This is a genomic window from Bacillus sp. FSL K6-1000 (assembly GCF_038630785.1).
Lineage (GTDB): Bacteria > Bacillota > Bacilli > Bacillales > Bacillaceae > Bacillus > Bacillus safensis.
This window is the reverse complement of the sequence record NZ_CP152042.1, coordinates 1,607,655-1,628,876: the sequence shown is the minus strand read 5'-3', so window position 1 is coordinate 1,628,876 and position 21,222 is coordinate 1,607,655. Positions and strand designations below refer to the sequence as shown.

Genomic DNA, 21,222 nt, shown 5'->3' with positions numbered 1-21,222 from the left:
TCTTTAAGATTGCTTGTCCTGAGATAAGATCTTCGCCGGCTTCATCAGGTTCGGTTTGGTCGGGTGCTTCATATATATCGCCAGACAACGACCTGAAGGAGCAAAAACAGCGACACGATCCTCCTCTGCGAAATGAGCAAATTCATCAGGCATTGGCAGGACTGCACCGTTTTCCACTTTACTTGCTAATGTATCATTTATCTCCCATTTCGGCAAATGATTGAGCGCACGCTCGATCGGAACAAGGTGCTCATCTACAGTTCCTTCCTCGCTTATCTCTCGCAGCTCATCCAGCGTGATACATTCATCAAGTGTAAAATCACCAGACCCTGTGCGAATGAGGTGTGACATGTGGGCTGGAAACCCTAGTTTCTTCCCGATATCAACCGCTAATGTTCTCACATATGTTCCCTTTGAGCATAGTACGGTGAATCTAAATGACACGCTGCCATCCTCATATGTGACAGGTGTAGTCCGCTCGATACGATGAATAGTAATTTCACGGGCCGGCCGCTCAATTTCAATGCCTTCTCTAGCATATTCATAGAGCTTTTTCCCGCCAATTTTCACAGCAGAAAACATGGGAGGAATTTGTTCAATGGTTCCTTCAAACTGCTTCAGCGCCGCATCAATGTCTTTTTCTGAGATCGGTTTTTCCACTTTTTTTTCTTCTACGATCTCACCTGTTTGGTCTTCTGTTGTTGTAGAAAAACCAATCGTGATTTCTGCATCATATGTTTTCGATTTATCTGTTAAGTATTCTACAATCTTCGTTGCTCTTCCGATACAAATAGGCAGAACACCTGAAACCTCTGGGTCGAGGGTGCCTGTATGTCCGACTTTTTTTGTGTGCAAAATTTTTCTTACCTTAAACACACAGTCGTGGGAGGTCATACCTCTTTCTTTATGTAATAAAAGAACACCATTTATCATCTGCGTTCTCTCCTTTCATAAACGATGAAAAAGGACAGACGATCATCGCCTATCCTTATTTCAACGTCTTATTCTAGATCTTTTGTGTTTAATTCAGCAATCAGGCTTTCAATTCTGTTTCCGTAATCTACGGATTCGTCGAATTCAAAATGAAGTTCTGGTGTTTTGCGAAGTCTGATTCGATTGCCAATTTCAGAGCGGATGTACCCTTTAGCCTTTGCAAGGCCTTTTAAGGTTTCCTCTCTTTTCTTCTCGTCGCCAAGAACAGAAATGTAGACTTTGGCAATTTGCAAATCACCGGATACTTCGACATCGGTTACAGTCAAAAAGCCGATTCTTGGATCTTTTAGCTTTCTGCCTAGAATGTCGCCCAATTCTTTTTTCATTTGCTCACCCACACGGGTTGCTCTCATACTCATGATCTTATCACCTCTAATTAAAACCACTCAGTTTTCGTGATCGTTCGTTCAATTTCTGGAAAAGAATCGATAAAGCTTAATACACGCTGAAGTTCCTTTTCCACTTGAACCCGAGATGAGGAAATCACGGCGATTCCAATTGATGTACGCTGCCATGTATCCTGGTAATCCATTTCAGCAATGGTTACATTGAATTTATGACGCGTTCTTGTCAATATACGCTGAAGAACCGCACGTTTTTCCTTCAGTGAGGATGCATCATAGATCATGCACTCACATTCGGTATAACCGATCATTTTCTTTCGATTTCTTGCATAACGAATGATTCCATAACATCACCTTCACGGATATCATTGTATTTCTTAATGGTAATACCACATTCATAGCCTTGTGAAACTTCTTTCACATCATCTTTAAATCGTTTTAATACGTCAACTTCGCCTTCGAAAATAACGACGCCGTCACGGATTAAGCGGATTCCGCTATCTCTTGTAATCGTTCCTTCAGTCACATAGCCGCCAGCAATTGTACCGATTTTAGATACTTTAAACGTTTGACGAACTTCAACTTGACCGATGACTTTTTCTTCATATTCAGGGTCAAGCATCCCTTTCATCGCAGCTTCAATTTCATCGATGACTTTATAGATAATGCGGTGCAAGCGGATATCTACGTTTTCTGTTTCAGCTGTGCTCTTCGCATTTCCATCAGGGCGTACGTTAAAGCCGATTACGATGGCATTAGAAGCACTTGCTAAAATGATGTCTGATTCTGTAATCGCTCCAACACCCGTATGGATGATTTTCACTTTTACGCCTTCGACTTCAATTTTTTGTAGAGCTGCCGTTAATGCTTCAGCAGAGCCTTGTACGTCTGCTTTCACGATCAAGTTGATATCTTTTACGTCACCTTGTTTGATTTGCTCAAATAGGTCGTCTAGAGATAATTTTGCTTTGTCTGAACGCTGTTCGTCCAGCTGTTTAGAAGCACGCGCCTCACCAACTTGACGAGCTGTTTTTTCATCTTTGAATACGAGGAACTGATCCCCTGCATTCGGTACATCGTTTAAACCAGTGATTTCAACAGGTGTAGATGGTCCTGCTGTTTTCACGCGGCGGCCGATATCATTGACCATTGCACGTACACGGCCAAATGTATTTCCGACAACGATTGGGTCACCTACTTGAAGGGTACCTGTTTGAACAAGAAGGGTTGCAACAGAACCTCTTCCTTTATCAAGCTCAGCCTCGATAACAGTCCCTTTTGCCGCACGATTTGGGTTGGCTTTCAATTCTGCTACTTCGCTGACAAGAAGGATCATTTCGATCAATTCGTCAATGCCTTCACCTGTTTTTGCAGATAGTGGCACGAAGATCGTTTCCCCGCCCCAAGCTTCTGGTACAAGACCATGCTCAGTTAATTCCTGCATCACGCGGTCAGGGTTTGCTGTTGGTTTGTCAATTTTATTGACAGCGACAATGATTGGCACTTCTGCCGCTTTCGCATGGTTAATCGCTTCAATTGTTTGCGGCATGACACCATCATCTGCTGCAACAACCAGAATTGTCGTATCGGTTACTTCGGCACCACGTGCACGCATCGTTGTAAATGCTGCGTGTCCAGGTGTATCAAGGAACGTAATTTTTTTGCCGTTTTCTTCGATTTGGTATGCACCGATATGCTGCGTAATTCCACCTGCTTCGCCTTCGACGACTTTTGTCTTACGAATGCTGTCAAGAAGAGTTGTTTTCCCGTGGTCAACGTGTCCCATGATCGTTACAACTGGAGGGCGTACTTGCATATCTTCTTCTTTATCTTCAACTTCATACTTTTCAAGTTCAGTTTCTTCTAAAATAATGACTTCCTCTACTGGAACACCATATTCAGAAGCGATTAATTCAACTGTATCTTTGTCAAGTTCTTGGTTGATCGTTGCCATAACACCAAGCATCATCAGCTTTTTGATGATTTCAGCTGTTTCTTTTCCAAGCTCATCAGCCAGCTGGCCGACGGTCATTGAATTTGTAAATTCAATTTTTTCAGGAAGCTCTTTTTTAGGCTTCACAGGTCTAGCTTGCTGATGCTGCGGTTTGTTATTTCCACCACGTTTATTTTTGTTTTTATTTTGGTTGTTGTTTTTTTTGTTTTTATTAAATTGATTATTCTGCACGTCATTCTTCTTTCTATCATTGTTTTTGTTAGATGATTGTTTTTTTTGTTCTGCGGGTTTCTCGTTAGTTGTCTCTTTTGCTTTGGCTTTTTTATAGATAGCGTCTAGCTTTTTCACAGTGTCGTCTTCAAGCGTCGCCATGTGGTTGTTCACTTCCACGTTCATATCCTTAAGCGCTGCTATAATATCTTTACTTGAAACATCTATGGCTTTTGCGTATTCATATACTCTCACTTTAGCCATTCGTTCACCCCCAAATAAATTAATCGAGCAAGCTTATGAGCTTCTTAGCGAAGCCTTGGTCAGTGACAGCGACAACTACGCGAGCTTCTTTCCCGATAGAACGTCCGAGAACGGAACGGTCTTCAACTTTTCTAACCGGAACATTATAAAATTTGCATTTGTCAGATACCTTTTTTTCTGTGTTAGGTGAGGCATCTGCTGCAAGAAGAACCAGCTTAGCACGCGCATGTCTAATTTCTTTGATCACCAGATCTTCTCCTGACACGACTTTACGAGCTCGATTTGCTAGACCAAGCAAAGGATACCATTCAGATTCATTCATTAGGTTTTTTCACCTTTTCAGCTAGTTCTAGTAATTCTTCAAATATGTGTTCGTCAATCTGTGTCTGAAATTGCTGCTGTAAACTGCGTTTGTTCTTTGCCGCAAGAATGGTTTCTTTATCGAGAGAAAGGTAAGCCCCGCGTCCGTTCATTTTTCCGGTAGCGTCAACAGACACTTCTCCTTCTTTCGAACGAACAACACGGATCAGTTCTTTCTTTGGTTTCATTTCTCCCGTCACGACGCATTTTCTAAGCGGGATTTTTTTTCGGCTTTTCACCTTTTATATCACCTCTTATTCGTCAGATTCCTCAGCTACTGGTTCAGCCTCTAAGAAAAGAGATTCAGAGTCTTCAGTTCTTGGGAAAATACCGAGTTCCCTTGCATCTGTTTCGCTTTTAATGTCAATTTTCCAGCTGGTCAGCTTCGCTGCAAGACGAGCATTTTGACCTCTTTTACCAATCGCTAATGATAGCTGATAATCAGGGACAATGACTGTTGTCGCCTTGTCTTCTTCATTCACAATGACATCAAGTACTTTTGATGGACTCAGCGCATTGGCAACAAATTCAACCGGGTCATTAGACCAATGGACAATGTCAATTTTTTCGCCTTTTAGCTCATTGACAATTGCTTGTACACGCTGGCCTTTTGGTCCAACACAGGAGCCAACTGGATCAACATCAGGATCATCTGTACGAACAGATATTTTAGAACGGTCTCCAGCTTCTCTAGCAACCGATTTAAGCTCTACAGTACCATCATAAATTTCTGGTACTTCAATTTCAAATAAACGCTTTAAAAGACCTGGATGTGTTCTAGACACATAAATTTGTGGTCCTTTTGTTGTTTTTTCTACTTTTGTAATGAACACTTTAATGCGGTCATGAGGTTTGTATTCTTCATTTGGCATTTGTTCATTGACAGGAAGAAGGGCTTCGATTTTGCCAAGTGACACGTAAATGAATTTACTGTCAATTCGCTGAACGATTCCCGTCATAATGTCTTCCTCGCGGTCGATAAACTCAGTGTAGATCACACCACGCTCTGCTTCTCTTACTCGCTGCGTCACAACTTGTTTCGCTGTCTGAGCTGCAATGCGCCCGAAGTCTTTTGGTGTGACTTCAATCTCAACGACGTCACCCACCATGTAATTCGGGTTAATATTGGCTGCATCATCTACAGAGATTTCAAGGCGAGAATCATACACTTCATCTACAACATCTTTTCTTGCGAACACACGAATCGTTCCCGTTTCGCGGTTTAAATCAACACGAACATTTTGTGCTTGATTAAAATTACGCTTATATGCAGAAATGAGTGCAGCTTCTATCGCTTCAATTATAATTTCTTTACTAATACCCTTCTCTTTCTCAAGAACAGTCAGGGCATCTAACAACTCACTACTCATTTTTATGGTTCCCCCTTATATCAATGAAAAGGTTAATTGAACGAAACTGCTAATCTTGCGTTAGCTATTTTTTCGTATGGAATATTGATCTCTTTCTTTCTTGTCTTGATCTTCACTGTCACTGTTGCAATCTCACCATCAAAGCTTGTAAGCTCACCTTCAAATGCTTTTTCACCATCAATTGGTTCATATGTTTTCATGAAAACATTTTTTCCAAGTGCTTTTTCAAAATCAGCTTTTTTCTTTAATGGGCGCTCCGCTCCAGGAGAGGACACTTCAAGAAAGTAGTTTTGGCTAATCGGATCTGCCTCATCAAGCTTTTCGCTCAAGGCTTCGCTCACTTTGGCACACTCTTCGATATCGACACCTTTATCAGAGTCAATAAACACGCGAAGGAACCAGTTTTGACCCTCTTTGACAAATTCAACATCAACGAGTTCAAGCTGTAAGCCATCTAAAATTGGCTGCACCATTTCGCTTACGACATCCACTACTTTTTTGCTCATTCTCTTCCTCCTTGTGCTTTCGATAAACGCTCTTATCAATCATTCTGCATAAAAACCCTGCTTTATGTGAGCAGGGGGAGCAGAAAACGGATGAATAATGTCGAGACAAAAATTGCCTGTTCAATACAAAAGAGCGGGTTTCCCCACTCTTGTCTCGGTAATCGTTAGCATTTCCATAAAAACTATACCATATCCAATTTTTTTATGCAAATGAAGTTCCTCCTTATAATAGGTACTCGTTCATCAGTTACTACAGCATGTTCACTACGATTAATACCTCTCTCTTCCTTTATATATGAATGGAAACCACTCTGAACAGAAGGGGCTGGTCATAATGTAGCTGTAAGCAGTGAGCGAAGAACAGAGCTCCCTATGAAAGAAAGTAGCATCTACACTAAGTCATTTCTATTTCGAAAAAACATTTTGTATGACACAGAATGGTTATTCATATAGAAGAAAAGAGTATAGCAGTGAACGGATAACCTCCACGCGAAAGAAAAAACCATGTTTATATGGCGTTATTTATCCAGACTGTTTAATAAGCCATGCATGTAAAAGTAAAGGCGCATTCTGTGCTGAACTGTTATATGCACCAGGAACCTGTCTTAACGTTTGTTGTAAATTTTCATTTCCTATTAACGATAAAAATTCCATACTAAATGGGCTAAATCCTCCAATTATAGAAGTACCAATCTTATACGTCATATCCTTTCTAGTTTTGGTCATATAGGTGAGTAACTGCTCGAACTCAGATAATGTCAATGAGGCGTGATATTGATCATATAAATACAGCTCTTCTTCTTTGTTCTGAACTGAACTCAATCCATTTTCTATACTATCTCGATTTAAATCAACTATATAAATAATCGATTCATTTGATAAATAAGGAAGTAACTGTTCTAATAATGCTAAAGGATCTTCAAATAGACCAAAACACAGATGTATCAAAATCACATCATAACTTTTCGCATGTGATGAAAAATTTTTGATATCCGTACAAATAAAATTAGCTTTTATATTTAATTTTTTTGCACAATGTATGGCTTCTTCAGATGAATCAATTCCAGTCAAATCAGCTAGAGGTAATTGCTTAGATACATACTCAAGCATTTGCCCTTGTCCACATCCTATATCTAAAATAGAAGCAGGTGTTTTTTTGAATATTAGTTGATAATAAGAAATGAAAGTTTCAGCTGATAGACATCGAGTAAATGGTGTTTCTCGATTATCATAATTTGAACTTATTTTTCTTTTTTCTGGATCCAAAAACCATGACTGAGCCAGAGCTCTTTTTTCTTTAAGCTCTTTCATCTTTTCTTGTATTATCACAGGGTTTACCACCTTTATTGAAGCCTCACCAATCAGTTTCAGATAATACGGGAGGTTTCGTTTTGAAGTTCTTTATTTTGCGAGGTTGAAAAAAATGAATGAACAGATTATGTGAAATATGAAATGCTATCGCTGCTAAAATACCGAATGTTAAGTATGAAATAACTGTGATTAATGTAAAAAGCGACATATAAGCAATAGACTTAACACCGCCTATTGGTATATGCAGCAAGATAAATCCTATTGAACTGATACAGAAAGATACCGCTGCAGATTCCACAAAATTTGTTAGTAATAATAACGGAAGAAAGAACCGCCAAATTAATTCTTCTGATAGAGCAGTTAATGGAAGAAAAAAGATTGAATCAACATTGACAACATATCTGCCTCTAAATGCAACAACTTTCTTTTTTAATTTCCATATAACTGACGGTAATAGGATACCTAATAAAAAGAAGAATAAAATACCATACACATTTTGTTTATGAGAAATTTCAGCTAAGAGCTCGTGAGAAAATGCTCCACAGCATATAGAAGCTCCAATAATCGTGAATCCATCATAGCTTCTCTGAGGAGTGATATATGTTACTAACTTTCGTTCGGATATTGGTTTATCTCTCTTGATTTTGATAACCATTTTTGAGCTTAAGGGACCCAAAAAGTGAATGAGGATCCCTAAAGCTGCTACCATTGAAATCATCTATTTAAGTACCCGCAATCAATGTATAAATTGGGGCATCATCTACTCCATTAAATCCACCAATCAGTTCCATTAACTCATCATCGATAAACCCTCCGAATGGTCGACTATTAATCTTCTGTGCAGTAGATAGCAAAATCATATTTTGCATGACATGTCCTGCCTCCATAAAAACGAAGCGATAAGAACGATGTCCATACTTAAATCGAGAACGCCAAAAATTAGCTGATATGACTACAGCAAATGCAAAATCTTGAACGGATTCTTCTTGTAGCATTATTTTTTCAAATTCTTTTTCAGAGTAATCACCCATTTTAGTCAATCCTTTTCTATACGGATCGAAATGATAAACACCTTTGTCTAAAGAATCCACTTTGTTGGCTACAATAAATAGATCTAGAGGATAGAGTGCCCCGCCAGATGGTATGGGGCGTCTAGGTCCTTCTTTACGCTCTACCAATCCATAACTTTTCTGTAACACTGTTGAGAGTTGTTCTAATGAAACACTCCCCCCGCTAAAATAATCTGCACTTCTTCGTCCCTTAATGACATCGTCTAAAGAAATATTTGTATTTAATGGTTTAGGTAGTGAAATTAAAGGTAGATCATCAAACCTTTTACTTGCATGTGTCGCAATCTTTTGCAAAGTTTGAGATCGAAGCAGCCCTGCAACACCAGGTGCGTCCCATGCCATTGAGCCTCTATAGATTTTTGTTGCCTCAAACCAATTTTCAGAAGGATCATCAAACCGTAATGCTTCGTTTCCATACACAACATCAGCCAAATTAGTAGCATGTCTTTCAATACTATTCATATATTTAATCACCTTTCTACGATATTAAGGAAATGGATGCGGAATTGGATTCAGTTCTTCTAACTTAAAAGGTTTATCTACTAAACCTAAATGATAAGAATGTTTTAAAATTCGTTCTCCGCCCAACATTCTACCTCTATAAAGAACGTCAATCGGTTTATATCCAGGAATAATTGATTTTACGACATAGGCACCAGCATCTTTTATGTCAGGGCTGGTTAAATCAAAAGTTACCACATGATATCCTTGGTTTGATAAATGACTGACAAGGTTAGTCCATAAAATGTCTGGAGAACGATCATCAAACGGTGCATAGTTTTTAACGTCCACTAATTTCTCACTCGCTGTTAAAAAATCAGCTTCTTTCACAATAGCTGTTCCCGCATAGAGTTTAATATGATCTTCAAAACTGTTAATATCACGATGATAATCTACATCCACTAAGGCGTTCCCTAATCGTTGTTCTGTTTTCACCCAAGTTCTTGTATACATTCCCTCTATTGCAGCTTTCTCACATGCTCTTTCAATTGAATGAGCCGAGGCAGCGCCAATAGCAAATGGAGCTAAATCTGTATGAGGATTTCTTATTACTGCCAAAATAGTAGGAACACCAGAAAAAATGCTCATGTCTACTAAATGCAAATCAAGAGAAGTAGGTTTAATATATCTTTCATAGAAATGTTTTAATCTAGGGGAAGTATTAATATCAATCTTGGGTAAACTTAACTTATTGTACCAAGTAAGCATAAATGCATCTCTTTCAATTGTTTCAAATAAACCTGAGATTGCCGCTTCTTGATATGTAATACCGCAAGCTAGTCCATTACTAGTTGCATGACCAATATTAGGGTCTCCTGGCCACTCAGTATAGTTTGCAATATGAATTAATTGAGCAGGCGTCCAAACTTCTTCATTATTTTCAGCAATATGACCTTTTCTCCACCATAATTTTGTATCTTCATTCCATCTATCATGAGGAAAATTCGGATCTTCATATTGAGTGACAGCATACATCTCCCACTTATCAAAACCAATTACTGATTTGCCTTCTTTGATTAAGTCCTTTTGGGTACCAAAACATACAACATCAGAGTTTAAAGGTAAATAAGCGGCACTATATCTTTCCACCGTTTCACCTATTGCTGCTAATCTGGCTGCAGCTGGATTAGCAGATCCTCCCCCATTATAAGAATTCGATGGGACCCCGAATAAAATATTACTGTCTGTACCATGCGCTCCATATGAATGACCCCATATATCATCAACGTCTCTGAGTTTTCTATACTCTCTACGGACTATCCCAACATAAGGATCTGCCAATTGGTCGAGTATTTCCCATGACTCTTCTAACGTTGTCCATTGATTAGCCATAATTAATTATTCACCTCACCATGAAACCAAACTTGAGGAAAACCTGTATCTGCAGCTGGGGAACACTTTGGGCATCTAGGAACTCGATAAACACGATGATGATTACATGAAACACCTTTATCATCTAAATTAATTGTTGTAAATCCACCTGGTGTTGCACTTGGTGCGTAATCTTTTAGTGTGAGCCATTCTAAAATTAAATTACTTGCAATTCCGACTTGAACTAAATTAATCGGCATATGATAAACCGGTTTCTTTTCAGGATTTATAGGTTTTATTTTCATTAAGTCTGATCGTAATACTTCGTCAGAAAAGTTTGCTGATTTTCGAAGGTTATAGCAATGTAAACAAGCTGATTGATGTGGCAAGAAAAATGGACCTACCCAAGATGTCTGTCCATCATATGGTACAATGCTTAACCAAGGGATGTGGTCTTCTAATGCCAGATCATTTATTTCTTCAAAAATCGGGTCTAAATGAGAGTTGCCAATAGCAACCCTGATATCTGGCTGCTTATTTAATTCTCCTTTAAGCACTACTTGTAGCCCCGCCTCTTGCAAATAACGAATGAATTCAGCAGCAACTGGGTTATGATCTCGCGTAATAACTTCAACAATCCCTGTTTTTAAACGATCTAGTATATCTTCAACCAATACTTGTCCACCGGCTCTTTCATAAGACAAAAGCGCAGTTAAATCAAAGGTCATATCCGTCTTAACACACATTCCGTTCGCAACTAAAAATTCGAGGACATGTTTTAATTGATCACTCTCTACTTCGAAATTCTCCTTAAGCTCTTTAATTGAAACCCCATTATCTTCCGTAAGATAATCAGAAATTTCTTGAATAAATTCAATAATTCCGTCACCTTCAATTTTGGTGATAGTTTGCGCTTTTAAACCAATCAAACTGTCTTCTAGTTTACCTAGCGTAATGTGTGGTGCTAATTTATACCTCGTCATTTCTTGGTCTTTGACAAACATATATTATTCCTCCTTAAGAGTAATTAATTTGTATTTTAGATAATTGTGCCCGATTTGGGGGGTGACCAATTATTTGTTCCAGCGTGTTCGTAAATGGCTGTAAATGTTTTGAAGAAGAAGCTTCTTGAAATTCGGCTAACCATTCTAATACGTCTAAAGGCATATTGTTCTGGGACAAAATTGATATGACCTCTTCTTTACTTTTACAATACAATTCAATTTTCATGTTTAAATCCTCTTCAAAAATATCCTTCAGCCTACTCATACTTACTAACTCTGGTCCTGTTAAATCATATGCCTTTCCAGCGCGATTCCTAACATCCTGTTTAGGGATCAAACATGCCTTTACAACATCTTTTGTATTGATCCAATTAACTCCCTCGGGAGAAAATGCAGTTATTAATTTACCAGTAGCACCTGCCCATCCTCTATAAAGTTCTATATTAATATCAAGCGGTGATGTCCTATAAAGTATGCTATTCTGATAGATTTTCAATAATTCACTTTCAAGAGAACCTAGTTCATCCTCGACAGTATGCCTTCTATTAGATAAAATAATCGTTTCCGTTTGAAAATCAGTATTATTTATAAAGTATTCTTTGTCATAACTAACAGCTCCACCCAAATCAATTATTTGAACAGGATAGTCTTCATACTCAACTTTCATCTTCTCTAAATAGGCTTTTATTGGTTCTCTAATCCCGACATAATGAATACTCATAAACAGCCCCCCCTCTTTTCTCTTTCTTGACTCACCAATGGAATAAAAAGGTTGAAATCTAAGGTAATCAACTTATAAAAGAAATTTCATTCTTCAATTAGAGTTCTTTATAACTAGTAATCTCAATATTTCCACACATTTACTTAACTTAATATCTAAATATCCAAAATATTTATCCCAAATAAACGCCACCCTTCAAACAAAAAACAACATTGAGACCATATAAATCCTTTAAATACATAAAATTTTAAATATAGTATTATTTTCCATAGTCATATTAAACCACACTCTCCTGGTCTTATCAACGTACTTTTCAGAAAACATAAAACTTTCAAACTTATCCATTGACAAATAAAGACTTATGAACCATCATATGTAATATATCAACTACATATCTATGTTGATAAATTTTAAATAAGGAGGTCTAAAGATGACTAAAATTACAATCCCAACTGCTTTGGCTGCTAAGGTACATGGGGAAGGTCAACATTTATTCGAACCAATGGCTGCGCGCTGCACTTGCACAACAATCATCTCAAGTTCTTCAACTTTCTAATCAACTTTAGTTTTTTTCGACATATCATTGAAAAAATCGCTCGCCACCTAGCGAAGCAGACTTAGCTAGGTGTGTGGGCATCTTTTATTTGAAAATAGAAATTTTCCACATTTATTATGCTTAACGAAAACCTGCATTTAAACTCTCACATCATGTTAATGGAGCAGCAAGAGATAGTGAATAAAACAAAAATAAAAGGCTATTGAGATTTTCTCAATAGCCCCTGCTGTATTACATATCGATTACTTCCACACCACTTAAATTTGCCCCTTCTCCTTCTAAAATATGATAAGTCATTTTATCCATTGTCACTCCAATAAAATTTAATTTTTTAATCGTACATGATTTAAAATTCACATTTATTAATTTAGAATTCTCAAAAGAAATATTTTTAAAATAACAATTTTCAAATGAAACATTTATTAAAGATGATTCATCAATACTAACGTTGGGTAAATGACAGCCATATAAAGAGGAATTCGTTATCTCACAATGTTCAAAATGAGATTGAGTCAAATCACTCTTTTCAAAGGTTGCTGAGGAAATTTTAGAATCGCTAAAATTCACTTTTTTCAGATAGCACCCATTAAACTCTGAATGACTCATCACTTTTTGTACAATCGATAGCCCCTTAAAATCACACAACTTATATTTAACATTTATAAATGTTAACCAATCTAAATCATCATTAACAAATATTTTTTTCACATGCTCAACGCGGTTATGATCATCAATTACTAATGTATGATCATCAATGCTTATTTCGCCTGATTTCAGCTTTTTAATAAGAATATCTTGAACTTCTTCCTTTTTTAATCCATCATTTTCGAGTTTTAATTTAATGTTGCCAAGCAGCTCTAATAATTCTTTTTTCTTTTCTTCATATGTTTTGTCTTTTTTATATGGCCGAAAACAACTTTCAACATACAGTTTTAACTCTTCACTTAACATTGCCTCACTCCTTTTTTTACAGCCGGCATACTTGAAATTTAGCTAAATCCTTAAAATCAACATTTAAAGTTTAGGTATAAAACATTTAACTGAAATTTTTAGAGCCTAGCCTCTGGCTCTTTTTATATATTTTTTATAGCCAACCAACGAAAGAATAAACCCTAACAGTGTATAGCCTATAAGAACTACTGTTACTAAGATTAAATTCTCCCCCCCGGGTAGTGTTGATACAGATTGCACTAAGCCTTGATGTGCCCAATACTGCGGGAAGAGCATACCAATTATTTTGAGATAACTAGGTAATTGATCAAATGGAGTCCATAAACCACAAGCAACTGCTGTCCCTAAAGCAATCATGTTTGTCATTACTAAGCCTGTATTCTCAGTTTTAGCAAATGCGGCGATGGCAACTCCCCATGAAGTCACTTGCATTGATAATAGAACCACTACTAAGAAATACGAGCTGTATTGTGTTATTTCAATACCATATAAATAAACCCCTAAAATGGTTAACAGCAAAACTTGAAATAAAATGATGATAAAAAACGGAACGCACTTTCCAAGAAAAAAATCATGCGGCTGTAAAGGAGTACTTGCTAGCCTTGCCACAATCCCTTTCTCACGATCTTTTACAAAACTAATGACAATTGAAATAATGACAAATGTGGAGAAAAACACGCTCATCCCCGTCACTGATTGAGAAGCAACCAATGTTTTTTGCGCTTGAGAACTACCTGTTGTGAATAATTCTATTAAAAGAATAATTGAAGCAACTGGTAATAAAATGGTCCAGAACAACAATGATCGGTCTTTCACCTGTTTTATAGATTCGATGCGGACTAGTGGCCACATAAAAATCACTCCCGTTATATTAATTTGATTCCCTTTCATCTATCACTCTTAAATAATCACATTTTTTATTAATTTTACCATTTGCAGATGTGATGAATTATAATTAGCCAAAAAATTTCGACTAATTACTTATGATTTTAAATTTACGGTACACACAAATTAATTCTGTTCTTTAGATTTTGATGCTCTTTCTACATCAGTCACTCTTATAAGTAATTGAATACGAGAGTGGTTTTCATTCATAAAGACATTTTTATTGTAATTGATCACGTAAATCTGTTCCTGTTAATTGAAAAAAAACATCTTCAAGTCTCGGTCTGTACAAAGATAATTGTTGGGGAACCAGCGATTCCTTTTTACTTAGTTTAGCCAATTCTTCTAATGTATCTAATGGTTTTGCTGTTTTAACCAACACTCCACCTTGATAGGTTACAAAATCATACCCGAGACTAGTTAATGTTTTACTAGGAATCTTAGATTCAAAAAAGACAGATGTTTCTGCGTAACGATTCAAAAGCTCACCTATTTTTCCTTCTTCAACAATTTTCCCTTTATCAATGAAAGCCACATAATCACATAAACTCTCTATTTCCTCCATATAATGACTAACATAGATAATAGTTCTTCCCTCTTCCTTCAATTTGTTAATGATGTCGAAAATATAACGTCTTGATTGAGGATCTACCCCCACTGTCGGTTCATCTAAAAGAATTAACTGAGGAGCGTGCATTAAAGCGCAGCCAATATTCAAACGACGTTTCATTCCTCCTGAAAAGCTTTCAACTATATCATTTGCTCTTTCCCACAATCCTACATCTTTTAGTGTTTGTTCTACTCTTTCATCTAATGTTTTCCCCTTTAAACCATAAATTTGTCCAAAAAACTCCATATTTACTTTAGCTGTTAATTTTTCCTCTAAGCTGATGTCTTGCGGGATGTAGCCGAGCGCACTTTTAGACTCACCAACATGCTCAACTTTGCCTTCATATGATTTAATGATATGAGATATAATTTTCATCAAGGTTGATTTACCAGACCCGTTTGGACCTATTAATCCATAACAAACTCCTTCTGGAATCGTTAATGTAACACTATTTAATGCTTGGGAAGTTCCGTATTTTTTACTAACGTTTTCTATTTTCAACATTCGGCACCCTTTCCTTCCATCTCATTTATTTTTTAAAATGGCTTCAATAACACTCAAGTATTCTTTGTAGGCGTGCTCTCCCAAATTCGTTATACTGACTATTGTTTTTGGTTTTTTATCCACAAAGGTTTTTGTAATTAGCACGTAGCCTGCTTCCTCTAATTTTTTTAAATGCGAGCCCAAATTACCGTCTGTTACAGATAAAGAACTTTTTAAGAAGCTAAAATCACATTTTTCATAAATCATTAATAAACTCATAATACCTAACCGAACTTTTGGATGGATTAAATCATTTAAACTATTGACATTACTCATTTCCTTGTCCTTTTCTTTTTAAAATCACACCAGTTAATAACAAACTTCCTCCACCAATAAAAGCGAAGATAATGTTCATTAAACTAGGAAATAATAAAAATGTAGTTACACCTAAAACACTTAACCAGAACCCCATAATAAAGATCTCTTTAGCCAAAACAATACCTAAGAGTAAATACATGATAGAAACCAATAAAACAATATAAAAGGGTAAATTATTTAATGTATATGGTAATAAACCAACACATATTAAAAAAATAAAGATACCTAAAATAATTCCAAGACCAAGCCATGTGTATTGCAATTGAGTTCTTAAAAACAAGGGCATCGGTATCATTTTCTTTTGTTTAAAATATGTAGTTAAAGTGATAACCCAGCCCGCAATGCCTAAAATAAGCCAAAAGACACCTGTAGTTATTGAATTAGCAAAAAGTAAAGGGATTGAATATCCCATTATCCAAATAAGGCCCCAAATGATAAAATAAATACTTGTTTGTTTACAATACTCTGTTTTATAATTTGTAATCGTCTTGATATGAGATAAATTCTCTAATATTTCTGAATTATTAATTTTTTCATTAGACATAAATAAACTCCTCTTTCACAAAGAACTCTGTACTACAGAGTATAGAATTAAATTTCCATTTAGTCAAGTTATTGGAAATACATTTTTTATGAATTAAGATTAAAAATAAATAACCACCTCCTTCCTCAACGCAATCTCATAAATACCTTCTGCTTGTTGATTTTTTCTGAAAACCTTGTTCATTGGTTGGTCTCATAACCGGTTCATATTTCAAAAAATTTAAATATAGTACTCTCATTCTTTACTTGGATAGTGAACATACTAAGTAAAGTTAGTTATATACACAGCTTTTTTCAGCAGGCATTTATCATCGGTTTCTTTCATTCATTCTTTTCGCATGTTCACTGATAAGTGCTGCCTCCCTGCTCCCTTTTATGATGCGGAATCCGTCATAATCCGGATAGAGCGAGTCATCATCCTGAATGCTTGTTAAAATCCAAAATTGACTGCCAGCACCTCCAAGCCGCTCTACCGCTGACAGCCAGCTTTGATATACGTCGGGACGAGCTGATTGATTTTGGTAGCCAAACTCTTCTAACACAACTGGTTTTCCGATTGAATTTCCGCGGGTGATATGGTCTTCGATCCATTTCACTCCCCAGACAGCCGACTTGTTCCAGTGATCTGGGTACAAATGATAGGTTCCATAATCGATATTAGGAAGAGATGTTAGACGGTCCCAATCGACGCCTTCCCCTCCTCCGTAAAACCAATCTTCATGTCCTGGTATACGAAAGAATCCTTCATCTCCTACTGCAACAAGATGGTGACGATCAAGCGATTTGATCCATGTACTCATTTCATCTGCCCATTTGACTAGTACATTTCCCGTTGGATCTGACTGCATCCGCGGCTCGTTGGCTAACTCCCAAGTCATAATAGCAGGATCGTCTTTATATTGAACACCTGTATACGTATTGGTTCTTTCTAATACATAGCGGACATAATTTTTGTAAGCTTTTTGAATACGAGGATCTGTATAAAAGGCATCATGCGATCCTGCCCCGAACCACTTCACATATTGATTCATACCGCCGAAGTCATCCCAATTGTTCACTAGTGGGATGACAAGCTTTATTCCTTCCTGTCCTGCTTTATAAATGGCATAATCTAGTTTTTGGAATCCCGATTCTTCATAGACCCCTGGACTAGATTGTAAGACTGAGTTTTCTTGAGGGGCCCCGTCGTGAAAGCCCCAAATCCGTATGACCTTTAAATTCATTGCTTTCATATCATCGAACACAGCATCTACCATTTTTTTAGATTTGTAATGGAAATAGTAATTATTTGTGCCGGCGAAGTAAAATGGTTGATTGTTCAGCGTAAATTGTGTACCAGACGTCTGCACATAAGCGCCGGCTTTAATCGTAAGCGAAAACCAGCCGGACCAAATAGCGGCCACAAGTATGAAGCAAGACACTCTTTGAGCCCACTTTTTCATTTATATTCTCCTCACAATCTATCTCTATCCTTCTTGAGGTAGGATCACATCTAGTTGAAGCGGTGTTTGTTCATTTGAATCAAGTTCTATCGTCTGCTGTTTCAACATTTTACTTTCTTTACCGATTCGAATCTCATATGTTCCGTGAAATGCTGGACATCTCACATGGCCATTAGCATCTGTTTTTTCAACTCTTTGGGTCGTCCACTCATTTAGAAGCTTTTCATAACGTCTTCCTGCTTCATTTAAAGACCAATCATAATTCACGATGGCTGCATTTTCCCCTCTCCAATGGGCACCTGCCCAAAATCCCCACATCAGCACTCCTTTTACGGCTGGATGACTAAATGCGACGCGATATAAAGCTTCCAGGTTATCCGCTCTTCTATTAGGGTCAGGGTGAACAGAATCGTACTCTGTGACCCATATTGGAAGACCTAGCTCAGCAAGCACATCGAGTCTCTCTTTGACAATGACTGGATCGACCCGTTCTTCAAAATGGCCTTGAACCCCAATCGCCTCAATAGGTGCGCCTAACTGACGCAGTTCATTGATATGAGCTTTATAGGCATGGTGTTCACCATATGAGATCACATTATAATCATTTACAAACAATAGTGCTTGAGGGTCAATTTTTTTCGTTTCTTCATACATCCACTTCCAAATATTTTTCCCAAAGCGATCTTTAAAAAATGAACCATGCATCATTTCATTGTTTACATCCCAATGACGGAACTTTCCCTTAAAGTGATTGCCCGCATGCTCAAGCCGGTTTTTCATGGCTTCATATACTTCGTGATTTGGCAGTGACCTTAGCCAGCTTGGATTCGCATCCTCTACCTCCCAAAATAAAGCGTGCCCTCTCACTGGAAGCTGATGTCGATCTGCAAAATTCAGCATGGCATCTGCTTTTTCATAGGTGATTCTCCCTCTTTGTGGCTCATTCGCATACCATTTTGCCTCATTTTCAAAAACAGCCCAATTAAAATACTTCACGAAAAAATCAGCATATTGTTGATTAAATAACACTTGATCATTCATCGCTGAACCAAAGGCGAATTCATGTCTGATTTGCTTTATTTCAACCTCTATACCTGCTATTGGCTTTTTTTCACCGTTTGTCACGTTGATCACAAGATCTCTTTGTCTATGCTCTGAGATTCGATCATCCGCCTCTTTTTTCCACAACAGATTTTCCTGCCCATTTTCGCCCCTATTGAATGAATGATGAAGAAAGCTTCTTTCTTTGACCATGTAAACTCACCCTTATCTTCATTGGATTGTTAATATTTTCTATTCAAACTGCCGACTAGAAGCCGACAGCTTGAATTTGACCTTTGATCTCTTAGTTGATCAGACGATGATATTCAGCATAGGCAGTGGCCATATCCACTTGAGACCAGAAGCGGTGATAAGTGAAAACTGGTGCGCCATTCTCCCATTTGCCTGTAGCTTCATTAAATGAAGACTGATATTTACTTTCGAGTGAAGACCACGCTGGATCTTGTTTAATCTTCGGACGAAGGTCAGCAAAACTCGTATAGACCCCATTCCCTCCTCGCTGCGGGTCAGAAGGAACGGTGCTGGCTCCAGGAATCTGATTTCCTTGACCAAATGTTCCGTTCCATCCATTTGGGAAATACACTTCTTTTCTAAAGAAACGGTCATAGTCTTCTCTATCTTCCTCGGTCACTATGCCGACGCCATCATTGTAATTCCATGCAACCTCTAGAAGCTGCGCGGCTGCATCTTTCGCTCTTGCACCAAGCGCTGTATAATCACCTGTTTCCAGCTTTGTGGCTGCAGCAAAGAATATCAAAGCCTTGGCAAGACTTCCTAATACGCCCGTATCCTGAGTCGGATCTTTTGTGACAGCTGTTAAATTTGGATTTCCTGTTGCAGACTGGAACCCATTCCAAGTATCAGGCTGTCCGCTCCAAGCAATATTTCCAGGAAGCCAAAACTCTCCAGGCGCACTTGTTGTAGCAACCGAAACGTTTGTTCCTCCTAGAATTCTTTTTCCTTGCTCATCTAAGAAATAACCCTCTTCATCCGATACAGGACGGCTGCCGATAAAAATGTAATCTAATGCATAGTTGACCCATTTTGTTATGGCAGATTTGGCCATTTGGACATTTTCAGATGTTTTGTCGCCATCTTTTACAAAAATATAATAAAGCTCTGCTACGCGCTCCATTGGCCATGCCTGCATCCCAAACCAGTTATTTGATGGCGGATCAAGGTAAACAGGCGCATCTTCATATGCCATATCGTAAAAAGTACTTCTTCCCGCCGGATAAGCGCTATAGTCTCCATTCCAGCTATTGGTTGCGCCTCCTGCTATGGCTCCTTCTTTCGATTGAAGCCATACGTAAAATTCAAGCTGCCTCTTTAATGTTTTTTCCCAATCGCTTGCCCCAGTAGCAGAAGATGGCTTTAGGCCTCCTTTATCTGAGGATAAAGCATAAGCAGCAACAGGATTTTGATATCCCTGATGACAATGGCTCGCGCCGATACGCCATGACCAGTTTGCATAATCCCCGAGTCCTCCGCCCCAAGAGGTATACCAAGCCATTAAGTAATGACAGGCACCCTTTCCGTTTCCAGGATACGGATTCCCCTGCTTCCCGCTTCCAATCGTTTGAAAATATTTATCGTACATACCGTAACGGAGGAAATCCCCCATTTTTTTCGCTTTATCAAGATAAGCTGTCTGATTATAGCCGAGCTCCTTCGCCCAATACATCGCTTGTATCGCACGTGCATCAGCATCTGTTGCATTCGTATAACGCCACTGAGCAGCTGGATCTTGATTTTCTTTTGTGAACAAGCTCATAAAGCCTTCATTCGGCTTACCAAAAGATTTATCGTCTTGTGATGGATGAGGGATGGACTCCCATACAGATTCCTGTGGACCACGCTGGAATGTGTTCACATATGCGGCTGTATGTGATGGGTTGAGCAAGTTCCCATAGCCATACCAGTTATCTACGTCAAGGAGCCAGTGCATTAAATACGTTTCATTCGAGCCATAGGTTGATTTTAATTCACCATCAATTGGATCTTGACCAGCAGGACGGGCACCGGTTAATTGGCTTGGGTATTGATCCGGAAATGGTTTCTCTGCTGCGTATGTGGCTGGACTGGACGGATTATAAGCATTCATATGCGGCTGCTCATCATGCCCATCTTCATTGACTGGGATGATGTACTTCTCCATATTGTCCCAAGCTGCCTCTAATTTGCTCCAATCCCCTGTGTAATGTCCGTACAGCACCTCAAGCCATAGCCAATAGCTATACGCTTCTGAAGTTGTCATATGTCCGTAATCAGGCGCTTCGCAAATGAGCGTCTCGATTGAATGATACGGAATTCCTTCTGGTGAAAAATATCCATTCGCATCGCTTTTGATTTGATGATAAAGCGTTAAAAACCGTTCTTTATTTGACAAGACC

At 38.1% G+C, this 21,222-nt stretch carries 23 protein-coding genes; 1 reads left to right on the top strand and 22 read right to left on the bottom strand.

The features are described from left to right. Nucleotides 1-3 precede the first annotated feature (3 nt). The 14 genes from truB to MHI46_RS08205 all read right to left on the bottom strand — a co-directional run bounded on the left by truB (nt 4) and on the right by MHI46_RS08205 (nt 11,919). A complete protein-coding gene (gene truB, locus MHI46_RS08270) occupies nt 4-933 on the bottom strand; it encodes a tRNA pseudouridine(55) synthase TruB (RefSeq protein ID WP_039178656.1) in 930 nt (309 codons plus the stop codon). A gap of 68 nt (nt 934-1,001) precedes the next feature. Then, on the bottom strand, nt 1,002-1,352 hold the full coding sequence (rbfA, locus tag MHI46_RS08265) for a 30S ribosome-binding factor RbfA (protein WP_073979499.1): 351 nt from the start codon (nt 1,350-1,352) through the stop codon (nt 1,002-1,004). A 17-nt stretch (nt 1,353-1,369) separates the two neighbouring features. Continuing rightward, on the bottom strand, nt 1,370-1,648 hold the full coding sequence (locus tag MHI46_RS08260; protein WP_024424137.1) for a DUF503 domain-containing protein: 279 nt from the start codon (nt 1,646-1,648) through the stop codon (nt 1,370-1,372). Then, entirely contained in the window at nt 1,645-3,765 is a 2,121-nt protein-coding gene (infB, locus tag MHI46_RS08255; protein WP_039178650.1) for a translation initiation factor IF-2, read from the bottom strand. The genes MHI46_RS08260 and infB overlap by 4 nt, the downstream gene beginning before the upstream one ends. 19 nt (nt 3,766-3,784) lie before the next feature. Continuing rightward, the gene (locus MHI46_RS08250; RefSeq protein WP_039178647.1) at nt 3,785-4,087 is read right to left on the bottom strand and encodes a YlxQ family RNA-binding protein; all 303 of its coding nucleotides are present in this window, start codon (nt 4,085-4,087) and stop codon (nt 3,785-3,787) included. Beyond that, on the bottom strand, nt 4,080-4,364 hold the full coding sequence (locus tag MHI46_RS08245) for a YlxR family protein (RefSeq protein ID WP_024424139.1): 285 nt from the start codon (nt 4,362-4,364) through the stop codon (nt 4,080-4,082). Before MHI46_RS08245 ends, MHI46_RS08250 begins: the two co-directional genes overlap by 8 nt. Before the next feature lie 15 nt (nt 4,365-4,379). Continuing rightward, a complete protein-coding gene (gene nusA, locus MHI46_RS08240) occupies nt 4,380-5,495 on the bottom strand; it encodes a transcription termination factor NusA (RefSeq protein ID WP_024424140.1) in 1,116 nt (371 codons plus the stop codon). A 32-nt stretch (nt 5,496-5,527) separates the two neighbouring features. Then, a complete protein-coding gene (rimP, locus tag MHI46_RS08235) occupies nt 5,528-6,001 on the bottom strand; it encodes a ribosome maturation factor RimP (RefSeq protein ID WP_003211398.1) in 474 nt (157 codons plus the stop codon). 522 nt (nt 6,002-6,523) lie between these two features. Further along, nucleotides 6,524-7,330, bottom strand: coding sequence for a class I SAM-dependent methyltransferase (locus tag MHI46_RS08230; RefSeq protein ID WP_126681821.1), 807 nt, complete (start codon nt 7,328-7,330; stop codon nt 6,524-6,526). Between the two features lie 25 nt (nt 7,331-7,355). Further along, on the bottom strand, nt 7,356-8,030 hold the full coding sequence (locus MHI46_RS08225; protein ID WP_260775942.1) for a CPBP family intramembrane glutamic endopeptidase: 675 nt from the start codon (nt 8,028-8,030) through the stop codon (nt 7,356-7,358). 4 nt (nt 8,031-8,034) lie between these two features. Beyond that, entirely contained in the window at nt 8,035-8,844 is an 810-nt protein-coding gene (locus tag MHI46_RS08220; RefSeq protein ID WP_047202187.1) for a SagB/ThcOx family dehydrogenase, read from the bottom strand. A gap of 24 nt (nt 8,845-8,868) precedes the next feature. Next, on the bottom strand, nt 8,869-10,215 hold the full coding sequence (locus tag MHI46_RS08215) for a YcaO-like family protein (protein ID WP_260775941.1): 1,347 nt from the start codon (nt 10,213-10,215) through the stop codon (nt 8,869-8,871). A 2-nt stretch (nt 10,216-10,217) separates the two neighbouring features. After that, complete coding sequence (locus MHI46_RS08210; RefSeq protein WP_260775940.1) at nt 10,218-11,198, bottom strand: TOMM precursor leader peptide-binding protein; 981 nt, start codon at nt 11,196-11,198, stop codon at nt 10,218-10,220. Nucleotides 11,199-11,211: 13 nt separating this feature from the next. Next, nucleotides 11,212-11,919 carry a protein involved in maturation gene (locus tag MHI46_RS08205; RefSeq protein WP_039178624.1) on the bottom strand — a complete coding sequence of 236 codons (708 nt, stop codon included), beginning with the start codon at nt 11,917-11,919 and terminating at the stop codon, nt 11,212-11,214. A 430-nt stretch (nt 11,920-12,349) separates the two neighbouring features. On the opposite strand from MHI46_RS08205, the gene MHI46_RS08200 reads away from it, so the two are divergent. Continuing rightward, nucleotides 12,350-12,475, top strand: coding sequence for a plantazolicin family TOMM peptide (locus tag MHI46_RS08200; RefSeq protein ID WP_080701195.1), 126 nt, complete (start codon nt 12,350-12,352; stop codon nt 12,473-12,475). A gap of 231 nt (nt 12,476-12,706) precedes the next feature. On the opposite strand, the gene MHI46_RS08195 is transcribed toward MHI46_RS08200, so the two are convergent. From MHI46_RS08195 to MHI46_RS08160, 8 genes are all read right to left on the bottom strand, one after another. Continuing rightward, a complete protein-coding gene (locus tag MHI46_RS08195; RefSeq protein ID WP_260775939.1) occupies nt 12,707-13,426 on the bottom strand; it encodes a pentapeptide repeat-containing protein in 720 nt (239 codons plus the stop codon). A 105-nt stretch (nt 13,427-13,531) separates the two neighbouring features. Continuing rightward, nucleotides 13,532-14,317: an ABC transporter permease gene (locus tag MHI46_RS08190; protein WP_251180750.1), complete on the bottom strand. Its 786-nt coding sequence runs from the start codon at nt 14,315-14,317 to the stop codon at nt 13,532-13,534. Between the two features lie 214 nt (nt 14,318-14,531). Further along, a complete protein-coding gene (locus tag MHI46_RS08185; protein WP_260775938.1) occupies nt 14,532-15,425 on the bottom strand; it encodes an ABC transporter ATP-binding protein in 894 nt (297 codons plus the stop codon). A 21-nt stretch (nt 15,426-15,446) separates the two neighbouring features. Then, nucleotides 15,447-15,740 (bottom strand): transcriptional regulator, encoded by a 294-nt coding sequence (locus MHI46_RS08180; RefSeq protein ID WP_039178612.1) that lies wholly within the window; start codon nt 15,738-15,740, stop codon nt 15,447-15,449. Then, nucleotides 15,733-16,326 (bottom strand): hypothetical protein, encoded by a 594-nt coding sequence (locus MHI46_RS08175; protein WP_059374830.1) that lies wholly within the window; start codon nt 16,324-16,326, stop codon nt 15,733-15,735. The genes MHI46_RS08180 and MHI46_RS08175 overlap by 8 nt, the downstream gene beginning before the upstream one ends. Nucleotides 16,327-16,633: 307 nt before the next feature. Beyond that, nucleotides 16,634-17,767, bottom strand: a complete 1,134-nt coding sequence (locus MHI46_RS08170) for a cellulase family glycosylhydrolase (RefSeq protein WP_260775937.1) — start codon at nt 17,765-17,767, stop codon at nt 16,634-16,636. Nucleotides 17,768-17,791: 24 nt separating this feature from the next. Beyond that, a complete protein-coding gene (locus MHI46_RS08165; RefSeq protein WP_260775936.1) occupies nt 17,792-19,021 on the bottom strand; it encodes an endo-1,4-beta-xylanase in 1,230 nt (409 codons plus the stop codon). Between the two features lie 91 nt (nt 19,022-19,112). Next, nucleotides 19,113-21,218, bottom strand: a complete 2,106-nt coding sequence (locus MHI46_RS08160) for a glycoside hydrolase family 48 protein (protein ID WP_260775935.1) — start codon at nt 21,216-21,218, stop codon at nt 19,113-19,115. Nucleotides 21,219-21,222: the final 4 nt, after the last annotated feature.